This window comes from Streptomyces anulatus, from assembly GCF_000721175.1.
Lineage (GTDB): Bacteria > Actinomycetota > Actinomycetes > Streptomycetales > Streptomycetaceae > Streptomyces > Streptomyces anulatus_C.
On the sequence record NZ_JOEZ01000001.1, the window covers coordinates 46752 to 67353 of the forward strand.

Sequence of the window (20602 nt, forward strand, 5' to 3'; positions counted from 1 at the left end):
ACTCCAGGGACAGCGACCCCAGGGAAGGACCGGCACCATGGCTGTACAACCCGAGGGCACCCCGTGCTGGGCGGACGCCACGTTCGCCGACCTCGAGGGGGCCAAGAGCTTCTACGGAGATGTGCTCGGCTGGACGTTCGGCGAGAGCCTGGCGGAGTTCGGCCACTACACGCAGGCGTACGCGGACGGCAAGGTGGCCGCCGCCCTCTCGCCGCCCATGCCGGGCGAGGCGGAGAGCCCCTCGGCGTGGTGTCTGTACCTCGCGTCGGCGGACACCGCCGCGACCGCCGGGAAGGTCCGCGGGCACGGCGGCGAGGTGCTGGTGGAGCCCGTACAGGTCGGCGAGTTCGGCACGATGGCGCTGGCCCGCGACCCCGGCGGGGCCGTCTTCGGCATCTGGCAGGCGGACACCCACGAGGGGTTCGAAACGAAGATCGGCGCACCCGGCGGCTACTGCTGGAGTGAGGTCTTCACCAGGGACGCGAAGACGGTGGACGCGTTCTACCCCGCGGTCTTCCCGTACACCGTGCGGAAGTTCGACGACGAGTCGATGGACTTCTCCATGTTCGACGTCCAGGGGGAGACGGTCCTCGGCCGGATGGCGATGGGCGACGACTTCCCGCCGGAGGTCCCCTCGTACCTGAACGTCTACTTCGCCGTGCCGGACTGCGACGCGGCGGTGGCGAAGGCGACCGAGCGCGGCGGGGTGCTGCGCTACGGGCCGGCGAACAGCCCGTTCGGCCGGTTCGCCACGCTCAGCGACCCGCAGGGCGCCTGGTTCACCGTGGTCGACGTGTCCACCACCGAGGGCGAGATGCCGGCGACGAGCCCGGCGGCGTAACCGGGTCCGACGCCCCGGCACGGGCCGCGACCGGAGGACGGACGCGGCCCGTTCGCATGCCCCCACCCGTAGCGTCCCGCATCCCGTACGTTCCTCCGAGAGCTCTCGCATCTGCGGTGGATCATCGTCCAGAGGTTGGCGAATGCAAGGCTGATTGCCCTAACTTGGTGCACATGCAGTCCTACACAATCGGCCAGGCAGCACGACTTCTCGGGGTCAGCCCCGACACCGCCCGCCGCTGGGCGGATGCCGGCCGGGTCGCGACCCATCGCGACGAGGCCGGCCGGCGTCTGATCGACGGCCGCGCGCTGGCCGCCTTCTCGATCGAGGTCGGCCAGGGCGCGGGCGACGAGGACGAGACCCCGTACACCTCGGCCCGCAACGCGTTCCCGGGCATCGTCACCGCGGTGAGACTCGGCGACGTCGCGGCCCAGGTCGAGATCCAGGCCGGCCCGCACCGGCTCGTCTCGCTCCTGACCCGGGAGGCGGTGGAGGAACTGGGTCTCGAGGTCGGCGTGCGGGCGACCGCCCGGGTGAAGTCGACCAGCGTGCACATCGACCGCACCTGAGTCCGCACCCCGGGCCGCTCCGGGAACCGGCCGACGACGGGCCCGGCCGGCCCCGGGCCGACGCCGGCCCGCCGCTGCCCACCTACCGCAGCCCCGCCCGCAGGCCGCGCACGCATCCAAGGAGCCCCGACCCTCATGTCTCTCCCGGTCCACCGCCGCCGTACGGCCGCCGCCGTCCTGACCGCCGCCCTCCTGATCCCGCTCGGCGCGTGCGGCGACGACTCCGGCTCCGACAAGGCCGGGGACAGCGGATCGGGCGTCCCGAAGGCCGGCCTGACCGTGCTCGCCGCGTCCTCCCTGACGGACGTCTTCAAGGAGGCGGGGGCCGCGTACGAGAAGGAGAACCCCGGCACGAACGTGACGTTCTCCTTCGCCGGCTCCCAGGAACTGGCCGCCCAGGTCAAGCAGGGTGCCCCAGCCGACGTCCTGGTCACCGCGGACACCAGGACGATGGACGGCCTCTCCGGCGACACCGGGAAGCCCACCGTCATCGCCGAGAACCGCCTGGTCATCGCCGTCGGCGAGGGCAACCCGGAGAACGTCGAGAACCTCACGGACCTCGCCGGCCCGGAGCTGAAGGTCGTCCTGGCCGCCCCCGAGGTGCCGGTGGGCCGCTACGGCGCGCAGATCCTCGACGCGCGGAAGACCGGGGTGAAGCCGGTCTCCCAGGAGCCCAGCGCCCGCGCGGTCCTCAGCAAGATCTCGCTCGGCGAGGCGGACGCCGGGCTCGTCTACAGGACCGACGCCGCGACCGCCACCGGCAAGGTCGACGCGATCGAGATCCCGGACGCGGAGAACGCCATCGTCTCCTATCCGGCCGCCGCACTGAAGACGTCGAAGCACGGCGAGGCCGCCGCCGCGTTCGTCGCCTGGCTCTCCACACCCGCCGCGCAGAAGATCCTCCAGGGCGCAGGCTTCCAGCAGCCGTGACCGCCGCACGCCCCGGCAGGCCGTACGGAACGCTCCGACAGGCCTGCCGGGCACCGCACTTCGAGCCGCCCGACGAGGTCGCCCATGAAACGTCCAGCACTCCGCCGTACACCAGTGGTCCGCGCCCCGCTCCTGCTGACGGTGCCCGCCCTGCTGGCCGTGGCGTTCCTGCTGCTGCCGCTCGCCGGCATCCTGGTCCGCACCTCCTGGGGCGAACTCGGCGCGCACCTCACGGCCGAGGCCACCACCCAGGCGCTCCGGCTCTCCCTGCTGGTCTCGCTCTGGTCCCTCGGCCTCTCGCTCCTGCTCGGGGTGCCGCTGGCCTGGCTGCTGGCCCGGGTGCCGTTCCCCGGCAAGGCGTTCGTCCGCTCGCTGGTCCTGCTGCCGATGGTCCTGCCGCCCACGGTCGGCGGCGTCGCCCTGCTGCTGGCGTTCGGGCGGCGCGGACTGCTCGGCCCCTGGCTGGAGGACACCTTCGGCGTCACGCTCCCCTTCCACACCTCGGGGGCCGTGCTCGCGGCGACGTTCGTCGCGATGCCGTTCCTGGTCATCTCGCTGGAGGGCGCGCTCGGCGGGCTGCGCCCCCGGTACGAGGAGACCGCCGCGTCCCTGGGGGCCTCGCCGGTACGGGTGTTCCTCACCGTGACCCTGCCGATGGTCGCCCCCGGGCTGATCGCCGGAGCGGCCCTGACCTGGGCGCGGGCGCTCGGCGAGTTCGGCGCGACCATCACCTTCGCCGGGAACCTCCCCGGCACCACACAGACCCTGCCGCTCCAGGTCTATCTGCTGCTCCAGGACTCGCCGGAGGCCGCCACCTCCGTGTCGCTGCTGCTCCTGGCCATCGCGATGATCGTGCTCATCGCGCTGCGCGGCCGCTGGACCGGCACCCCGGGCGACCATCGCGACCTCGCGAGCCGTGCGGCGGCGGCCCGGCCGGAGGAGCCGGCGGGCACCGCACCGGACGTCCTCCCCGAGCCGCCCCCCGAACCGCTGAGGAAGGCCCCCCGGGAACCCTGGCCGCTGCACGCCGACGTCACCGGCTTCACCCACCTCACCCTGGATGCCGGGCCCGGCACCACCATCGCGGTGGTCGGCCCCAACGGCGCGGGCAAGACGACGCTCCTGCGGGCCCTCCTCGGCCTCACACCCCGTGCGCACGCCCGACTGCGCCTGGGCGACAGCGACGTCACCGCCCTCCCTCCGCACCGCCGTGGCGTCGCCTGGGTGCCCCAGGACGGGGCGCTCTTCCCGCACCTGAGCGCGCTGGCCAACACGGCGTACGGGCTCCGCGCCCACGGCGTGCCCCGCGCCGGGGCCCGGCGCGAGGCCCAGGGCTGGCTGGACCGGCTCGGGGTGGGCCACCTCGCCCAGCGCAAGCCCGCCCAGCTCTCCGGCGGCCAGGCCCAACGCGTCGCCCTCGCCCGCGCGCTGGCCGCCCGCCCGCGCCTGCTGCTGCTGGACGAACCGCTCGCCGCCCTCGACCAGACCACCCGGGCCCGGGTGCGGCACACCCTGCGCGGGCACCTCGCGGACTTCGGCGGGGTCTGCCTGATCGTCACCCACGACCCGGTGGAGGCGGTCTCGCTGGCCGACCGGGTCCTGGTGCTGGAGGACGGCCGGGTTCTCCAGGACGAGCCACCCGCCGAGGTCACCCGGCACCCGCGCTCGCCGTGGGTGGCCCGGATGCTGGGCCGCAACGCCTGGCCCGGCACCGCCACCGCCGACGGCCTGGCGCCGGAGGGCGGCGGACACCTCGTGGTGGCCGAGCCTCTCCCGGCGGGCACGGACGCCCTCGCGGTCATCGCCCCGGAAGCCGTCTCCGTACACCGGGAGCGGCCCACCGGCTCCCCGCGCAACGTCTGGCCCGGCACGGTCCGCGAGATCACCTCGGGCGGCAGCCGGCTACGGCTGCTGATCACCTCGGCCGAGGCCCCTGACCTGGTCGCGGAGATCACCCCGCAGGCGGCCGCCGAGCTGGGCATCGCCGACGGGAGCGCCGTCTGGACCAGCGTGAAGGCCACGGAGGCGACGGTCGTCCCGCTCTGAGTCCCATCAGCCGCGTCCGGGAGCGGCGTCCGGGAGCGGCGTCGGGAAGCCGCGTCCGGGAGCCGGCGGGGAACCATCACCCCCGCCGGCTCGTACTTCTGTACGTACGACGACCGAGAAACGGGGACCCATGGCACTGTTCGGCAACGCCCACACGATCAAGCCCGCCACCGCCCAGCAGGACTACGCCCGGCTCCTCGGGCAGGACGAGCAGGTGCACGCCGCGTTCCTGCTGATCCGCGACACCATCCTGTTCACGGACCGGCGGCTGATCCTCGTCGACAAGCAGGGCATCACCGGCAAGAAGGTGGAGTACCACTCCGTGCCGTACCGCAGCATCACCCACTTCGCGGTGGAGACGGCTGGAACGTTCGACCTCGACGCCGAGCTGAAGATCTGGATCTCGGGCAACCCGACCCCGCTCCAGAAGACGTTCACCAAGGGCGTCGACATCTACGAGGTGCAGGCGATACTCACGCAGTTCGTCGCCCGCTGAGGGCTGTCCCACGGCCGGTCGGAGAGCCGGTCAGAAAGACGGGCGCAGCCGGGCCGCGGCCGAGTGCCCGGGCGCGGCTGCGCGCATCTTCGCGGCGCGCTCCCGCAGTTCGGGCAGCAGGTCGTGGAGCGCGTCGCCGGGACAGCGGGTCTCGAAGCTGTCGCGGTGTCCCGAGACGACGTGCAGCCGGGCCACCTGGCCCCGGTCGAAGCGGCTCTCGTCGTTCGTCGAGACCAGGTCGACCATGCCCAGCGGATCCGCCCCGGGCCGCAGCTTCCAGGCGGTGAGCTTCACCAGGGCGTCCATCATCGGCTCCGGCACCTCGGCCCCCGCGCCGAAGTTCCCGATCGCCGCGATGCCGACCGTGTCGGTGTTGAACCCCTTGGTGTGCGCGCCGAGCACCGAACGGCCGACGCCGCCCGCGCGGCCCTCGTAGATGGTGCCGCAGCGGTCGACGAGGAAGTTGTAGCCGATGTCGTCCCAGCCGTCCTGCCGGATGTGGTCGCTCTGGACGGCCCGGATCAGATCCGGTGCGTCCGCGCAGTCGTAGTCACCGGGGTTGCCGGTGTGATGGACGAACACCGCCCGCGCCGCACCCGTGTAGTGCGGCCCCTCACGGACCAGGTCCTCGTCCGCGTGCCATTCCCGGCGGCTGACGACGGCCGGCTGCGGCAGTCCGCGCGGCGGGCGGGGGCCGGTTGCCAGCTCCGTCCGGGGCCCGTGGGAAGCCGGACCGTCCCCGAGCACCAGGAGGGCCAGGGGCAGGACCAGAACGCCCAGGACGAGTCGGCGGGACCACATGGACTCCACCCTGCGCCCCGGCACCCGGCTTCGCAGAGGAGCGAGCCGATCGGGTGACCACCCACCGGCCCTCCGCCGAGCCCCACCGCGGGGGCGGTTCGTCCGTGATGCGGGTATCGCCCGGTCTCCTTACGATGTGATCCGGATCATCGCCCGCTCCCGGCGCGGTGCCCGGCGGAGCGAGGAACCATGGCCCACGCCCGTGTGCGGGACGAACCGGATGTCGGCCTCAGGCCGAACGCGATCGGGTTCGTCGACGCCCTTGTCATCGGACTGAACGCGACCTCCCCGGCGTACTCGCTGGCCGCCGTCATCGGCCCGATCGTCGCCCTGGTGGGTATCTACGCCCCGGGCGTCATGTTCGCCTCGTTCGTGCCGATGCTGCTGATCGCCTCGGCGTTCTACTACCTGAACAAGGTCGACCAGGACTGCGGCACCACGTTCTCCTGGGTGACCCGGGCGATGGGCCCCTGGGCGGGCTGGCTGGGCGGCTGGGCGATCACCATGACCGGCGTCCTGGTGGTGGGCTCGCTGGCCGATGTGGCGGTGAGCTTCACCCTGCTGGCGGTGGGTCTGGACGGCTGGGTCGGAAACGACTTCGTGCGCCAGCTGCTCACCGTGCTGCTGATCATCGTGATGACCGGGCTCTGCGTGATCGGCACCGAGCTCTCCGCCAAGGTGCAGAACGCGCTGATCCTCCTCCAGGTCGCGTTCCTGCTGGTCTTCGTCGTGGTGGCGCTCTACCGGGTGTACGCGGGCACGACCGGCTTCGACTCGGTCGAGCCGTCCGTCGGCTGGCTGGACCCGTTCGGCGCGGGCGGGGCGGCGCTGACCGGCGGGCTGCTGCTCGGGGTGTTCATCTACTGGGGCTGGGAGTCCGCGGTCAACCTCACCGAGGAGACCGAGAACTCCGCGAGCGCCCCGGGCAAGGCGGGCCTGTGGTCCACCGTGGTGCTCCTGGTGACCTATCTGTCGGTCGCCACCGCGATCGTCGCCTTCGCGGGTACGGCGTTCCTGGCGGAGAACGCGGGCGAGGAGGAGTTCATCTTCGCCCAGCTCGCCGGGGACGTCCTGGGCGGCTGGGACTGGGTCCTGCTGCTGGCGGTGGCCACCTCCGCGATCGCCTCGACCCAGACCACCATCATCCCGGCGTCCCGGACCGCGCTGTCCATGGCCCGCCGTCAGGCGCTGCCGCAGCACTTCGGGCACATCAGCCCCCGGTTCCGTACCCCGGACGTCAGTACGTGGTGGGTCGCCGGGATCGCGATCGCCTGGTACCTGGTGGTGAACCGGATCAGCACCGAAGCGCTCTTCGACTCCCTCACCGCGCTGTCCCTGCTGATCGCCTTCTACTACGCGCTCACCGGAGTGGCCTGCGCGGTCTACTACCGGCGTCATCTCACCGAGAGCGTGCGCAACTTCCTCCTCATCGGCCTCGGCCCGGTGGTCGGCGCCGGGCTGCTGACCTGGCTGCTGGTGCGCTCGGTCGTCGACATGTCCGACCCGGCCAACTCCTACAGCGGCACCTCCTGGTTCGGGCTCGGCCCGCCGCTGGTCATCGGCATCGCGATCTCCCTGGCCGGCGTGGTCCTGATGGTGGTGTGGCGGCTCCGGGACGCGGTGTTCTGGCAGGAGCGGCCAGGGGTCGCCGACCCGGACCTGGTGCCCGCCCGCGCCCGGAAGGAACGCTGAGATGTCGGTCGTCCTCGGTTACGACGAGTCCCCCGGCGCCGCCCGCGCCCTGCGCATCGCCATCGAGGTGGCGGCGGCGTACGGGGAGGAACTGGTCCTCGTCTACGGGGCCGCCGCCCCCGGACCGCGCGAAGGCGCGGAGTACCGCAGCCACTACGACGCGATCCGGCAGGCCGGCCGCACCGGCCTGGAGCACGCCCTCACCGCCGCCGAGGAGGCAGGCGTACCGGCGACCGTCGAGGTGCTGGACGAGGGCCCCGCACAGGCGCTCCTAAAGGCGGCCGAATGGCACGGTGCCCGGGTCATCGTGGTCGGCACCTGGGGCGAGAGCCCGATGCGCGGGGCCCTGCTGGGCTCGACCCCGCACAAGCTGCTGCACATGTCCAAGATCCCCGTGCTGTGCGTCCCCACGGAGGAGGGCGCGTTCTGACGGCGCGGGAGCTCGCAGCCGCCCGCGCGAACCGGCCGGAAGTGATGCAGGACACAGTGGGCGGAGGGAACGCCTCCGCGTTCTAGGGTGTCAAGATGCCTTCCCCACTCACGGCCGAGCAGCCGCGCCCCACCGCCGCTGTCGGCGCCCCGGAGACCGGAAAGCCACCGTCCGGCGGCCGGGACCACTTCTTCGACAACGCGAAGTACCTGGCCATCGTGCTGGTGGCGATCGGACACGCCTGGGAACCCCTGCCCCCCGGCCGCCTCGTGGAAGCGGCGTACACCTTCATCTACACGTTCCACATGCCGGTGTTCATCCTGATCGCCGGCTACTTCTCGCGGAACTTCGAACTGCGGCCGGACCGGGTGTGGAAGCTGGTCACCAGCCTGCTGGTGCCCTACATCCTGTTCGAGATCCTCTACACGCTCTTCCACCGCGCCCTGCGCGACCCTGACTATTCGCTGTCGCTGCTGGAGCCCTACTGGCTGCTGTGGTTCCTGCCCGCCCTGTTCCTCTGGCGGCTGTCCACCCCGCTGTGGCAGGCCGTGCGCTTCCCGGTGCTGGTGTCCCTCGCCATCGCCGCCGTGGCGACGGTCTCGCCCGCCGCCGACGGAACGCTCCAGATCCAGCGCATCCTGCAGTTCCTGCCGTTCTACGTCCTGGGACTGCGGATGGGCCCGCACCACTTCGAGCTGGTCCGCCGCACCTGGGTGCGCGTCGTCTCCGTGCCCGTCTTCGCCGCCGGGATGCTCCTGGCGTACTGGCTGGTGCCCCGGATCTCGACCTCGTGGTTCTACCGCAAGAACAGCGCCCAGGAGCTGGACACCGCCGAGTGGACCGGCCCGGCGGCCACGCTCCTGCTGTTCCTGGCCGCCGTCGTGCTCGGCGCGTGCTTCCTCGCCTGGGTGCCGAGGGGCCGCAGCTGGATGACCGCACTGGGCACCTGCACGCTGTACGGGTATCTGCTGCACGGCTTCGTCGTCCGGGCCCTGCGCTACGAGGGCTTCTACGACCGGCCGTTCTTCAACACCACGATGGGCACGGTCGCCGTCACCGTGGGCGCCGCCGTCATGGTGACCCTGTCCTGCACGCCCCCGGTCCGGCGCCTGCTGAAGCCCCTGCTGGAGCCGCGCATGGAGTGGGCCCGGCAGAAGCCGGCGCCGGCCGCGAAGGCGTCCTGAGACGCCTGGCAGCCGGGCGGCGGGGAGGGCTCAGTGATCCACGACGACCGTACGGCCGAGGACCGCGACGTCTTCCAGGACGTCCTCCAGCGGATCGTCGATCTGGCCCGTCACGATCAGGCCACCTGCGGTCCGTTGTGGGCGTCGGTGTGCGTCTCGTCGGCGCGGGCCGCGGCGACGGGCGGCACGGACCCCACCACCGTCAGGCCTGACGCGGTCGGCTTTCTCTTCATGGAGCCGAACATGACACGCCCCGCGACGCCCGAAGTCGGCGTCGCGGGGCGTGGAAGCGGGTCTCAGACCCCGTCGGCCCGGGGTACGGACACGGCTCCGGGAGCCTCGGTCCGCGCCTCGGCCGGGGTGCCCAGCAGCGCGGAGGCCGTCTCCAGCGGGGTGCGGACGGGGGCCGGCGCGGGCACGGCCGACTCGGCGGTACGGCAGGTGAATCCGAGCTTGGACAGCGCCCGGACGACCTCGGCGGAGCTGAAGTCCCGGCGGTCCTGCCGGGTGATCACTTCACCCACCTGCTTGACGGGGTAGACCCGGCGGCTGATGACCACCGCGTCGCCCGTGACGGGTTCGGGCTTGATGCCCTTCATCGAGTCCTCCACCTCGTTCTTGAACAGATCGAAGGGGAAGCGGGCGATGACACAGCGCATGGTTCCTCAACAGGGATCGAGTGCACGGGGGACGTGTCGGGTGCACGGGGGGACGTACGGGAGCCCCGAGCGGGGGGCTCGGTGCACGCACCGGAGAGGGTCGCCGGGCGTACGGGGCGGCCGGCGGTGCACCGCCGGCCGCACGGGATCACGCGGCGCGGTTGTTCCGGCGCTGCGAGGCGGCCGCCCGGGCCTCGGGCGTCGGCACTCCGGGACGACGGCCCCGGGACGGAGCCCCGCTGCCGCCGCGCTTGGTGCCGCGGCCCATGAACGCGCCGCCGCGGCTGCTGCCGCGCTCCTTGGCCGGGGCGGAGATGACGACCGGGACACCGGAGGGGGCCTGCGCGCCGGTGATCCGGCTCAGCTCGGCCTCGCCGGAGCGGACCTGGGCGATCTGCGGAGTGATCCCGGCATCCGCCATCAGCCGGGTCATCTCGCGCCGCTGGTTGGGCAGCACCAGCGTGACGACGCTGCCGGACTCCCCGGCACGGGCGGTACGGCCGCCGCGGTGCAGGTAGTCCTTGTGGTCGCTCGGCGGGTCCACGTTGACGACCAGGTCGAGGTTGTCGACGTGGATGCCGCGCGCCGCGACGTTGGTGGCGACCAGCACGGTGACGTGCCCGGTCTTGAAGCGCTCCAGGGTGCGGGTGCGCTGCGGCTGGGACTTGCCCCCGTGCAGCGCCGCCGCCCTGACCCCGCTGTGCAGCAGGTGGTCGGTGAGCTTGTCGACCGCGTGCTTGGTGTCCAGGAACATGATCACGCTGCCCTCGCGGGCCGCGATCTCCGTCGTGGTGGCGTACTTGTCCGAGCCCTGGACGTACAGGACGTGGTGCTCCATCGTCGTGACCGCACCGGCGGCCGGGTCGACGGAGTGCACGACCGGGTCCTTCAGGTAGGTCCGCACCAGCAGGTCGACGTTGCGGTCCAGGGTGGCCGAGAAGAGCATCCGCTGCCCGTCCGGGTTCACCTGGTCGAGCAGCTCGGTGACCTGCGGCATGAAGCCCATGTCGGCCATCTGGTCGGCCTCGTCGAGGACGGTGATGGTGACCCGGTCCAGCCGGCAGTCGCCGCGCTCGATCAGGTCCTTGAGGCGGCCCGGCGTCGCGACGACGACCTCGGAGCCTCCGCGCAGCGCGCTGGCCTGGCGGCCGATGGACATGCCGCCGACCACGGTGGCGATGCGCAGCTTCAGCGACCGGGCGTACGGGGTGAGCGCGTCGGTGACCTGCTGGGCCAGCTCCCGGGTGGGGACGAGGACCAGGGCGAGCGGCCGCTTGGCGTCGGCGCGGCGGCCGGCGGTGCGGGCCAGCAGCGCGAGGCCGAAGGCGAGGGTCTTGCCGGAGCCGGTGCGGCCCCGGCCCAGGACGTCCCGGCCGGCCAGCGAGTTGGGCAGGGTGGCCGCCTGGATCGGGAAGGGCACGGTCATGCCCTCGGCGACCAGCGCCGCCTTCAGCGGTGCGGGCATCTCCAGCTCGCCGAAGGTCTCGACGGCGGGGAGGGCGGGGGTGACGGTCACCGGCAGGGCGAACTCGCCCTTGACGCCGGAGGCGGAACGGCGGCCGTAGCCACCGGACCGGCCCGAGCCGCCGGAGCGCTTGGGTCCGCCGCCGAAGCCCGCGGCCCGGCGCTCGCCGCCACCGCCGGAGTAGCGGGGGGCGCCGCCGGAGGAGCGGGTGCGGGAAAACCGGTCGTTCGAGCGGGGCGTGCGTTCGCGGTTCATGCAGAACCTTTCCTCGATGGGGCACGTATCGAGGGATTCTTTTTCGGGAAGCGACCGTGAACGGCACCCAGAATCGCAAGAACGAGCCGATGAAATGACAAAAGAAAAACAAAGCCCGGCCGCCGGGAATCAGTGCACCGGACGCGGCTTCGTCTGGGGGCGCGCAGAGCGGGCCCGGACACGACAACGAGCCGGGGCCCGCACCCCAAGGTGCGGGCCCCAGCTGCGCAGTACTACCTGAGTGATCAGGCGGGGGTGATGTTCTCGGCCTGCGGGCCCTTCTGGCCCTGCGTGACGTCGAAGTTCACCTTCTGGCCCTCCTGCAGCTCACGGAAGCCGCTGGCGGCGATGTTGCTGTAGTGAGCGAAGACGTCGGCGCCGCCGCCGTCCTGCTCGATGAAGCCGAAGCCCTTTTCGGCGTTGAACCACTTCACGGTGCCAGTAGCCATGTCATATCTCCTTAGGGGCAGAGCCCGCGGGCCCACACTGTGCGGACCCAACGTCGCCGCGATGATTACCCCGTCCGGAATAACACCGGAAATACAAAAGTGTGCCCGCCGACATCTGACCGGCAAGAACACTTGAAGTTTTTGGGAACCACAACTGCAACTGAGATCAACACTAGCACGATGGAGCCGGGAGAGGCTGGTGCCCAATATCACCGGCCGTGTCGGAACAGACCGGGAACAGATCCGGAACGAAAAAGCCTCATCGCGGATTGCGTGAAATTCTGTGCTGACGAATGCAGATAATTTCCTGGGCCGCAGGGGACCTCCCGCACCCGGGGCGCGGCGGCCGTCAGCGCCCGGCGGGGCCGCCGGAGTGCGCGGACCGGCCGCGCAGCTCCTCGTTGAGGCGCAGCGCCTCCTCCAGCTGGTCCTCCAGGATGACGATCCGGCAGGCGGCCTCGACGGGCGTGCCGGCGTCTACCAGCTCCCGGGCGCGGGCGGCGACGCGCAACTGGTAGCGGGAGTAACGACGGTGGCCGCCCTCGGACCGCAGCGGGGTGATCAGGCGGGCCTCGCCGATCGCCCGGAGGAACCCCGGCGTCGCACCGATCATCTCCGCGGCTCGCCCCATCGTGTAGGCGGGGTAATCGTCGTCGTCGAGCCGGTCGGTGGCGCGCGAGGGGATCTCCGGGGGCATCTGCACTTCTTCCGTCACGCGTGACCGGAGGAGCCGGGCGTCCTGCGCCTGCGGGGTACACCTCCGCCGCGTACCGCTGTTTCACGTGACTGCACAAGAAACCCTAATCGCCACCCAGGGCCATGTCTATCGCGGCCGGAACAGATTCGGGCCACCGGGAAGGGCGCGGCGGATCAGCCGCCACGGATCACTGACCGACCGGTCAGTTGTCGTCGGGAGGGCCGCGGGGCCATAATGCACGCGTAGCCCTTCACGCATCCCCCGTCGTGAAGGGCTACACCCCTGTCCGGAGCCTGCCCCGGGCGTCGCGCGGCGCAGGATCATTCACGGGCAAGGGACTCCCCTCGTGGTCCCCTGCCCGTGTTTTTTCGAGTTAACAGTGACGTAGAGTGTTTACGCAAGCTCAGTTCCGACTCCGAGGTGACCATGGAGGCCCGGATGGCCATGGACGACGGCGACGAACGCGGTCCGCAACCCGTCGGCCCTCCTGCTCCGGACGAGCTTCCCCGCCTCGGCTCGCTGCGGGAGAAAGTCGAGTACATGGTCGACAAGACCTTCCCCGGCCAGAAGATCTCGGGCAGGGTCTTCGCCGAGCTGGTCCGTGACCGCGGCGGCTCGCTGTCACACAGCTACTTCTCCAACATCCTGGCCGGCAAGGTCACCCAGCCGTCCGAGGACATCCTCAAGGCCCTCGGCCTGGGGTTCGGCGTGGACTGGCGCTTCTTCAAGGAGGAGTCCGAGGTCGTCGACGACGTCGTCGCCGGACTCCAGTTCCTGGCCAAGCGGCGCACCGGCGAGATCAGCGGTCTGGCCGGCCGGGGCCTGGACGACGACGGGCTCCCGCCGGAACTGCTGCGGTTCGCCCTGTCCCTGCTGGAGGACGCGGCCCGGGAGAAGGAGGGCCCCGACGGGGAGGGCGGTGGGAGGGATTCCGCCGTGCACCACCGCCCCGCGGGTCCGGCAGCGTAGCGTCTTGGTCATGTCCCTGCGGAAACTGCGGAAAGAGTGCGAGGCCGGGCTCGCCGGCCTGCCCCTCCCGGTTCCCTTCTCGCTGGACGGACTCGTCGCGAACATGGAGGAGGCCGGCGGGCGCACGATCCGGCTGTACGAGATGCCGGACCGCCTCGCCCGTGTCAACACCGCCTGCGGGCTGCGCCTGAAGGCGGGCGGCACCAGCCTCGTCCTCTACCGCCGCAGGCCGACCGCGTACCAGACCCAGCACGTGATCCTGCACGAGCTGTGCCACGAGTGGTTCGACCACGGGACGACCCTGGACGCGGAGCAACTGCGGACGCTCCTCCCGGTGTTCGACACCTCGCTGATCGCCCGGATGATCTCCCCGGCCGCCGCCGAGTCCTTCGCCTCCGGCGGCGGCACCGTCCAGGCCCGTGCGCAGTACGACACCCACGACGAACGCATGGCCGAATTCGGTGCTTCCCTGATCCCCCGAATGGCGCGGGACCTCACCACCGATGACATGGTGGGGCGGCTGGACAACTCCCTGTCCCGCCCGATGGCCAACCGGCGGCGCGGCCTCTTCCCCGTACGACGGTCCGACAACGCCTGACACGTGCCACCGCCCCACCCGCGGGTCCCCGCCCCCGCATCCCGACCCCGAGGACGAACACCGCCGTGACCCCCCTCGATCTCGCCGGCTACCTCATAGCCGGCCTGATGACGGCCGTTGCCCTGTGGCGCATGCCCGCTGCCCTGTGTGGCGACGAGGAGGACCGCAGACGCCGGGCCCTGTGGGGCTGCTACGCCGGATTCGCCGTCGCGCTGTGGACGAAGACCGAGGCGGTGCGCATCGGCCTCAACAACAGCGCCGTCACCGACCTCGCCGTCCTCATCAAGCACTACACCGCCACCGTGGCAATTCTGGCCATCCTCAGCTACATCGTGGCCATCTACGGCAGCTACCCCGAAGCGGGCGCGGTCCCCCGCCACGTGCGGTTCGCGCGGTTCGTCCAGAAGCTGGCGGCCAAGGCCTCCGTCGCCACGCTGATCCTGCTGACCGTTTTGTTCTTCACCGTCGTCGACCGCTCCGAGCCCTCGGACCGCTTCGTCTCCGACCACGCCGGGGAGGGGGGCGCCACGCTCTACATGAGCGTCTTCTACCTCTACCTCGGGGCCGCGTCCGCCGTGTGCGCCTTCCAGTGGGGGCTGGCCACCCTCGACGCCCGGCGGCGCCATCTGCGCATCGGGCTCGGGATGATGACGTTCGCCATGTTCATCGGCGTCGGCTACACCGCCAGCCGCACCCTCTTCCTGTGGATCAGTGTGGTGGACGAGCCCAGCGAGGCGTTCGCCCTGCGGTTCGACCAGATCACCGAGGCCGCGCAGCTCGTGCTGTTCGCCTTCTTCGCCCTCGGCGCGTCCGTCCCCGCGTTCGCGGCCGGCCTGCGACGGGCCCGGCTGTGGCGGGCCCAGGTCCGACTGCACGCCCTCTGGTACGAGTTGATGACCGCGTTCCCGGACCAGCCGTTCGACCCACCCGCCTCACTGGGCCGCGAGCTGACCCGGTTCAACGTCCCGGCCGACCTGCGGGTGGACCGCTGGGCCGCCGACATCGCGGACGCGGCAGAGAAGCTGCGCCACTACGTGCCCGACGGGCTGCTCGCCGCCGCCGGGCGGGCCGCCGCCCGCGACACGGACGACCCGCGCCGGGCAGAGTCCCTCACGGACGCCTACTGGATCCGGGCCGCCCTGCTCGCGAAGGACTCCGGCGCACCCGCCGGGGGAGCCGCGACGGTCGCCGCCCAGCACGCGGCGGACCAGGACGGCGAGGTGGCCCGGCTGGTCCGGGTCGCCGCCGCGTACCGGACGGTCGGCGAGGAGCGTGCCCGCGCGGTCCTCGCGGCGGCGACGGCCGACACCACCCGCACGACGGAGACGAGCGCATGAGCAGCAGCACGGCAACCACGGCCGGCGAGGGGATCCCCACCGCCTCCGCCCGGACGGCCTCCGTGGCGCGCACCGTCACCGACGTCCTCCAGCCGCGCAACGTCCTGCTGGCGGGCATGCTCGGCATCGGCCTCGCGGCGGCGCGCGACTGGACGGGACTGCCCTGGGGCTTCCTCGGGGCGCTCTGCGCCGGGCTGATCCCGGCGGGGTACATCGAGTGGGAGCGCGGGCGCGGCACCTGGGGCGACCGTCATGTGGTGGACCGCACCAAGCGGGCGCCGATCTTCTTCGTGATCCTGGGCTCGATCGGCGCCGGCTCGGTGGTGATGGTGCTGGGGAACGCGCCCACCGGGATCCTCGTCGCGATGCTCGCGCTGTGGGTGATGACGGTCGGCCTGCTGGCCGTCAACACGGTGTGGAAGATCTCGGTCGACTCGGCGGTGGCCTCGGCGCCCGTCTCGCTCCTCGCCGTCGTGCACTCCCCCTGGTGGATCGCCGCGTACGCGCTGACCACGGCGGTCTGCTGGTCCCGGGTCACCCTCGGCTACCACACCGTCGCCCAGACCGTGGCGGGCGCGGGCCTGGGGGCGGCGACGACGGTGGCGTACGTGTTCGCCTGAGGGCGGACAGCGTCAGGTCAGCAGGACCGGGTCAGCGGTACCCGGTCAGGGTCGAAGGGCGGCGCGCTGCCCCGTCCGCGGTCCGCCCACCACGAGGGGCACGGTGGCCTGCGAACCACCGGGCCGTCCTCGCGGCCGTCCCGTTTGCGGGGGCGGCGGACACCCGGTTACGTGTACGGGGAGGGCGCGCCCGCCGACGGCGCGGCCCGCAGGCTGGAGGTACCTCCGATGGCGAAGAACCGGTCCGCGCCCGCCGAGGGGCCGCGCGGAAGCAAGGCCGGGCTCGTGCTGAGCCTGGGCAGCAGCGCGCTCGCGGTCATCAGGGCGTCCAAGCAGGTCCGCCGGGCCAAGGGCAAGCACGACAAGCTGAACACCGCCGACGCGGTGGCGGGGCTGCTGCCGCTGATCACCTCGGCCGCCCTCGTACTGCGACAGCTGCGGAGCCGACGGCAGGAGAACCCGGAAGCCGCCTGACGCGTCGGCCGTGAGGCGGGCCCGCCCGAAAGGCAGGACATCGCCCCATCGCCGATCACCGAACCGCTTCCCCCGGCTCCCCGTCGTCGGCCGCCCGTTCCCGTACCGCGTCCTCAGCACGGGAGCGGGTGGCCGGTCGGCGCACGGGACCGGGTGGCCGGTCAGCGCGGGGCGCCCGTCCGGTCCCGGAACGGCCCGAGGCCGAGGTCGATGCCCAGATCGAGGTCCAGGTCGAGGGTGCCCTCGGTGGCCTCGGCGGTGGGCGGCAGGGTGAGGGCCGCGCCGACCGGCCCCGGCAGGCTGCCGGAACCGAGCAGTCCGGTGACCAGCCCGGTGGTGAGGCGGTGCCAGGCGGCGGCCCTGCGGAGCATGGCGTGGTCGCCGCCCCGGACGGTGACCATGCAGGTACGGGCCCCGGCGCGGCGGGCCCGGGCGGTGTGGGACCAGGTGGCCCGCGGGCTGGTCATCCGGTCCCGGTCGCTGTGGACGAGGACGACGTCACGGCCCGCGAGCTGGGTGACCGGGTCCCCCGGCGGACACCAGGGCGCGAGCCCGACGACGCCCCGCACCAGGGGGTGCCCGGCGGCGCGGAGAGCGGCGCGCGCTCCCATGGAGTGGCCCAGGAGCACCACCGGCAGCTCGTCGCCCGCTTCCTCCCGCAGCGCGTCGAGGGCGGCCACGGCGTCGTGGAAGGGGTCCGCGCGGGTGCCGTTCCAGCCCCGGTGGGCGTACCGCACCTGCGTCACGCGGATGTCCTCACCGGCGGCGCGGGTGGCCCGGACGACGGCCCGGACGAAGGGGAGCATGCGGGCCCCGGGCAGGTTCAGCGGACCGGGCGGCGGGGGCTCCGTACCGTTCTCGCGGCCCCCGTGCAGGACGAGAACCGCTGCCGACGGCGGTCGTTGGGCCACGCGTACCTCCAGGTCCGGGTGCGGGGCGCGGGGCCCCCTCTCCCCGTATTCGGCGCCGAGGCCCTGACGGATGGGCGTACGGCACGACGGATCGACGGCTCGACAACTCGACGGGGGCGCAATGCCGTCCACTGTACGGTCGCGAACACGGAACCATCCATGCCGTCCGCGGCATCCCCGTATCTGACACCGAAGGAGCCATCCATGGCATCAGGACCTCAACTCGGCAGTGTGGCACCGGAGTTCACTCTCCCCGGCGGAGTACTGTCGGGCGACGCCTTCGAGCGATCCGACTACCGGCTGTCATCCGCCCGGGGCCGGTCCGTGGTGCTGGCGTTCTACCCGGGGGACAACACCAGCGTCTGCACGAAGCAGCTGTGCTCGTACTCATCGGGCATGGAGAGCTTCGAGGGTCTCGACGCCGACGTCTGGGGAATAAGTCCACAGGGTGTGGACAGCCACGAGTCGTTCGCCCGCGCCTTCGACCTGCGCATGCCGCTGCTGGCCGACGAGGGCCGGGAGACCGCCAAGGCGTACGGAGTCTCCGCGCCCGGCATCGGGGTGCGGCGGGCGGTCTTCCTCATCGGCCCGGACGGGGTCCTGCGCTGGAAGCACGTGGCGCTGCTCGGAGCGACGTTCCAGTCACTCTCCACCCTCACGGACCGCCTGTCCGGCATCAAAGATGCATAAAGATTGCCGGAACCCGGCAGTGACCGAAGCAGGTGCTGTATGGGATCATCCAGCCAGATCGACGGAAAACGCTCGGGGGAAGTCGACAACAGGGGGAGTGATCGCGTGACCTTCTTTCTCGGTCTCGGCATTGCGGGGATCGTGCTGCTCACGCTCTCCCTGATCTTCGGCGGGATCCTCGAAGGGCTCTTCGACGGAGTTCTCGACGGCCTCTTCGACGGGCTGCTCTCGCTCCCGGTGATCGCCGGCTTCGTCTCGATGCTCGGCTTCGGCGGAGCGATCGTGCTCGGCACGACAAGCGCCGGAACGTTCGCGGCCACCGCCATCGGCGTCGCCGCCGGTCTGGTGGCGGGCTGGCTGACCTGGAAACTCAGCAAGGCCCTGATGCGCGACCAGACGCACGCCACTCCGCGCGACTCCGACCTGATCGGCACCTCGGGATCCGTCGTGACGGCCATCCCGGCCGAGGGTTACGGCGAGGTGCTGCTGCGGCTCGGCGACCAGCCCGTGAAGTACGCGGCCAAGTCCGCGACGCCCGTCGCGCGCGGAACCGAGATCTGGGTGGAGGAGGCACTGTCGACCACATCGGTCGCGGTCCGCCCGGTGGAGCGCTGACCACGCACCCGCCGTACACGTCCACCCTTCTTACGGCCCACCGGAACGCAGCACACACCGCACCGACCAACTCCATTCCCTGGCACCGCCCCGCTCCACAACGATCTGCCGTCCCCCACGGGAGGCAGGGGGGACCAATCGCATGAGTCCAGTAGTCATCGCCGTCATCGGCATCGTCGTACTCCTCGTTCTGCTCGGCCTCGTCGTCATCACGCGTTACAAGGTGGCCGGGCCCAGCGAGGCGTTCATCATCACCGGCCGCCGCGGCAAGAAGTCGACGGACCCGGTCACCGGACAGACCAGCATCGACAACAGCGGCCAGAAGGTCGTCGTCGGTGGCGGTGTCTTCGTCGTGCCGTTCGTCCAGCAGAAGTTCACCCTGGACCTCTCCAGCCGGCACATCCCGATCGCCGTGCGCGGCGCGGTGACGCTGCGCGGCGTCAAGTCGAACCTCGAAGGCGTCGCGATCGTCAAGGTCGGCGGCAGCGAGGACGCGATCCGCGCCGCCGCGCAGCGCTTCCTCCAGCAGCAGGACGGCATCGTCGGCTTCACCCAGGAAGTGCTCTCCGGCGCGCTCCGCGCGATCGTCGGCCGCATGTCGGTCGAGGACATCATCCGGGACCGGGCCGCGTTCGCCGGGCAGGTCGCGGAGGAGGCCGAGGCCAGCCTCTCCGGCCAGGGCCTGATCCTGGACGCCTTCCAGATCCAGGACATCACCACCGAGGGCTCCTACCTGGAGGACCTCGGCCGCCCGGAGGCCGCCCGCGCCAAGCAGGAGGCGGACATCGCCGAGGCCATCGCGAAGCGGGCCTCGGAGCAGGCCCGGCTGAAGGCGGCCGAGGAAATCGCCATCGCCGAGCGGACGTACTACCTCAAGCAGGCCGAGATCAAGGCCGAGACCGAAGCCGCGGCCGCCAAGGCCAACGCCGCCGGTCCGCTCGCCGAGGCCGCACGCCAGCAGGAAGTCCTCCAGGAGCAGGAGAAGGTCGCCGAGCGCCAGGCCGCGCTGACCGACCGCGAGCTGGACACGAAGGTCCGTAAGCCCGCCGACGCCGCCCGTTACCAGGCCGAGCAGGAGGCGGAGGCCCGCCGCATCGCCCAGGTCAAGGAGGCCGAGGCCGACGCGGAGCGCTCGCGCCTGACCGGTCAGGGTGAGAAGCTGCACCGTTCGGCGCTGGCCGACGCGGTCCGCATCGAGGGTGAGGCGGACGCCGCGGCGATCGCCGCCAGGGGTGCGGCCGAGGCCGAGGCCATGCGGAAGAAGGCCGACGCGTTCGCGCAGTACGGCGACGCGGCCGTCCTCCAGATGCTGGTCGAGGTGCTCCCGAGCGTCGTGGCGAAGGCCTCCGAGCCGCTGAGCGCCATCGACAAGATGACGGTCATCTCCACGGACGGCGCGAGCCAGCTGGCCCGTACGGTCACCGACAACGTCGCGCAGGGCATGGAACTGCTCACCTCAACGACGGGCGTGGACATGACGTCCCTGCTCCAGAACCTGAAGAACCGCGTGGGCACGGTGCCCGCTCCCGCGGCCTCGGACGCTGCGGAGACGGACTCCTCGACCCCGAAGAACGGCGAGATCGAGATCAAGGGCTGACACGCAAGGCCTCCACCCGGAGCTGAGCCCGTCCCCGTCACCCGTGCCCGGCAGCGACCTGTTCGCCGCCGGGCACGGGCACGTCTGCGTCCGCATCCGCGTGCGCCCCCTCCGCCTGCCGGTCGGCGGCGGCGGCAGCGGAAGCGGCAGCGGCAGCGGCCAACCGCCCCCGCCACCCGCCGAGCTCCTCCTGTGCCTGCCAGTCCTCGGCATCGCTGTCAAGCTTCTCCGGGCGAGCGCAATCACGAGGAGTACAGTCCATAGGAGTCTATTCCTC

At 71.9% G+C, this 20602-nt stretch carries 22 protein-coding genes and 1 pseudogene; 16 read left to right on the plus strand and 7 right to left on the minus strand.

The genetic code is table 11. The annotated features are described in order from the left end of the window. The first annotated feature begins 37 nt into the window (after positions 1–37). From IG90_RS0100200 to IG90_RS0100220, 5 genes are all read left to right on the plus strand, one after another. Positions 38–841 (plus strand): VOC family protein, encoded by an 804-nt coding sequence (locus IG90_RS0100200; protein ID WP_030575617.1) that lies wholly within the window; start codon positions 38–40, stop codon positions 839–841. Positions 842–1014: 173 nt separating this feature from the next. Further along, positions 1015–1410 (plus strand): TOBE domain-containing protein, encoded by a 396-nt coding sequence (locus IG90_RS0100205; protein ID WP_030575619.1) that lies wholly within the window; start codon positions 1015–1017, stop codon positions 1408–1410. Between the two features lie 135 nt (positions 1411–1545). Continuing rightward, complete coding sequence (modA, locus tag IG90_RS0100210; RefSeq protein WP_030575621.1) at positions 1546–2340, plus strand: molybdate ABC transporter substrate-binding protein; 795 nt, start codon at positions 1546–1548, stop codon at positions 2338–2340. Positions 2341–2424: 84 nt separating this feature from the next. Continuing rightward, complete coding sequence (locus IG90_RS0100215) at positions 2425–4386, plus strand: ABC transporter permease (protein ID WP_030575623.1); 1962 nt, start codon at positions 2425–2427, stop codon at positions 4384–4386. A gap of 130 nt (positions 4387–4516) precedes the next feature. After that, positions 4517–4882: a PH domain-containing protein gene (locus IG90_RS0100220; protein ID WP_030575625.1), complete on the plus strand. Its 366-nt coding sequence runs from the start codon at positions 4517–4519 to the stop codon at positions 4880–4882. A gap of 30 nt (positions 4883–4912) precedes the next feature. On the opposite strand, the gene IG90_RS0100225 is transcribed toward IG90_RS0100220, so the two are convergent. Beyond that, positions 4913–5683 (minus strand): peptidoglycan recognition protein family protein, encoded by a 771-nt coding sequence (locus tag IG90_RS0100225; protein ID WP_030575627.1) that lies wholly within the window; start codon positions 5681–5683, stop codon positions 4913–4915. 189 nt (positions 5684–5872) lie between these two features. Between IG90_RS0100225 and IG90_RS0100230 the strand changes: the two genes are divergently transcribed. The 3 genes from IG90_RS0100230 to IG90_RS0100240 all read left to right on the plus strand — a co-directional run bounded on the left by IG90_RS0100230 (position 5873) and on the right by IG90_RS0100240 (position 8989). Next, a complete protein-coding gene (locus IG90_RS0100230) occupies positions 5873–7375 on the plus strand; it encodes an APC family permease (RefSeq protein ID WP_030575629.1) in 1503 nt (500 codons plus the stop codon). 1 nt (position 7376) lies between these two features. Continuing rightward, positions 7377–7805 carry a universal stress protein gene (locus IG90_RS0100235; RefSeq protein WP_030575631.1) on the plus strand — a complete coding sequence of 143 codons (429 nt, stop codon included), beginning with the start codon at positions 7377–7379 and terminating at the stop codon, positions 7803–7805. 95 nt (positions 7806–7900) lie between these two features. Continuing rightward, entirely contained in the window at positions 7901–8989 is a 1089-nt protein-coding gene (locus IG90_RS0100240; RefSeq protein WP_030575632.1) for an acyltransferase family protein, read from the plus strand. A 30-nt stretch (positions 8990–9019) separates the two neighbouring features. Here IG90_RS0100240 and IG90_RS38980 read toward each other — a convergent pair. The 5 genes and pseudogenes from IG90_RS38980 to IG90_RS0100265 form a co-directional block, all read right to left on the minus strand. Further along, positions 9020–9222: pseudogene (locus IG90_RS38980) on the minus strand (hypothetical protein). A gap of 63 nt (positions 9223–9285) precedes the next feature. After that, entirely contained in the window at positions 9286–9648 is a 363-nt protein-coding gene (locus IG90_RS0100250; protein ID WP_030575635.1) for an SCO5918 family protein, read from the minus strand. A 148-nt stretch (positions 9649–9796) separates the two neighbouring features. Beyond that, positions 9797–11368 (minus strand): DEAD/DEAH box helicase, encoded by a 1572-nt coding sequence (locus tag IG90_RS0100255; RefSeq protein WP_030575637.1) that lies wholly within the window; start codon positions 11366–11368, stop codon positions 9797–9799. Positions 11369–11613: 245 nt separating this feature from the next. Beyond that, entirely contained in the window at positions 11614–11817 is a 204-nt protein-coding gene (locus IG90_RS0100260) for a cold-shock protein (RefSeq protein WP_015609674.1), read from the minus strand. 349 nt (positions 11818–12166) lie between these two features. Next, entirely contained in the window at positions 12167–12514 is a 348-nt protein-coding gene (locus IG90_RS0100265; protein ID WP_030575639.1) for a MerR family transcriptional regulator, read from the minus strand. A gap of 438 nt (positions 12515–12952) precedes the next feature. Between IG90_RS0100265 and IG90_RS0100270 the strand changes: the two genes are divergently transcribed. The 5 genes from IG90_RS0100270 (at position 12953) to IG90_RS0100290 (ending at position 16512) form a co-directional block, all read left to right on the plus strand. Further along, positions 12953–13483, plus strand: a complete 531-nt coding sequence (locus IG90_RS0100270) for a hypothetical protein (RefSeq protein WP_233435848.1) — start codon at positions 12953–12955, stop codon at positions 13481–13483. A 10-nt stretch (positions 13484–13493) separates the two neighbouring features. Beyond that, the gene (locus IG90_RS0100275; protein WP_030575643.1) at positions 13494–14081 is read left to right on the plus strand and encodes a hypothetical protein; all 588 of its coding nucleotides are present in this window, start codon (positions 13494–13496) and stop codon (positions 14079–14081) included. A gap of 65 nt (positions 14082–14146) precedes the next feature. After that, positions 14147–15418 carry an MAB_1171c family putative transporter gene (locus IG90_RS0100280; protein WP_030575645.1) on the plus strand — a complete coding sequence of 424 codons (1272 nt, stop codon included), beginning with the start codon at positions 14147–14149 and terminating at the stop codon, positions 15416–15418. Beyond that, on the plus strand, positions 15415–16038 hold the full coding sequence (locus IG90_RS0100285) for a phosphatase PAP2 family protein (protein ID WP_030575647.1): 624 nt from the start codon (positions 15415–15417) through the stop codon (positions 16036–16038). Before IG90_RS0100280 ends, IG90_RS0100285 begins: the two co-directional genes overlap by 4 nt. Positions 16039–16266: 228 nt before the next feature. Beyond that, positions 16267–16512: a hypothetical protein gene (locus tag IG90_RS0100290; protein ID WP_030575649.1), complete on the plus strand. Its 246-nt coding sequence runs from the start codon at positions 16267–16269 to the stop codon at positions 16510–16512. Positions 16513–16673: 161 nt separating this feature from the next. Here IG90_RS0100290 and IG90_RS0100295 read toward each other — a convergent pair whose 3' ends face one another. Beyond that, entirely contained in the window at positions 16674–17423 is a 750-nt protein-coding gene (locus IG90_RS0100295) for an alpha/beta fold hydrolase (protein WP_030575651.1), read from the minus strand. A gap of 204 nt (positions 17424–17627) precedes the next feature. Between IG90_RS0100295 and IG90_RS0100300 the strand changes: the two genes are divergently transcribed. The 3 genes from IG90_RS0100300 to IG90_RS0100310 all read left to right on the plus strand — a co-directional run bounded on the left by IG90_RS0100300 (position 17628) and on the right by IG90_RS0100310 (position 20325). Beyond that, positions 17628–18113, plus strand: coding sequence for a peroxiredoxin (locus IG90_RS0100300; RefSeq protein WP_030575653.1), 486 nt, complete (start codon positions 17628–17630; stop codon positions 18111–18113). 105 nt (positions 18114–18218) lie between these two features. Continuing rightward, positions 18219–18728: a hypothetical protein gene (locus tag IG90_RS0100305; RefSeq protein WP_030575655.1), complete on the plus strand. Its 510-nt coding sequence runs from the start codon at positions 18219–18221 to the stop codon at positions 18726–18728. A gap of 142 nt (positions 18729–18870) precedes the next feature. Continuing rightward, a complete protein-coding gene (locus tag IG90_RS0100310; protein WP_030575657.1) occupies positions 18871–20325 on the plus strand; it encodes a flotillin family protein in 1455 nt (484 codons plus the stop codon). Positions 20326–20602: the final 277 nt, after the last annotated feature.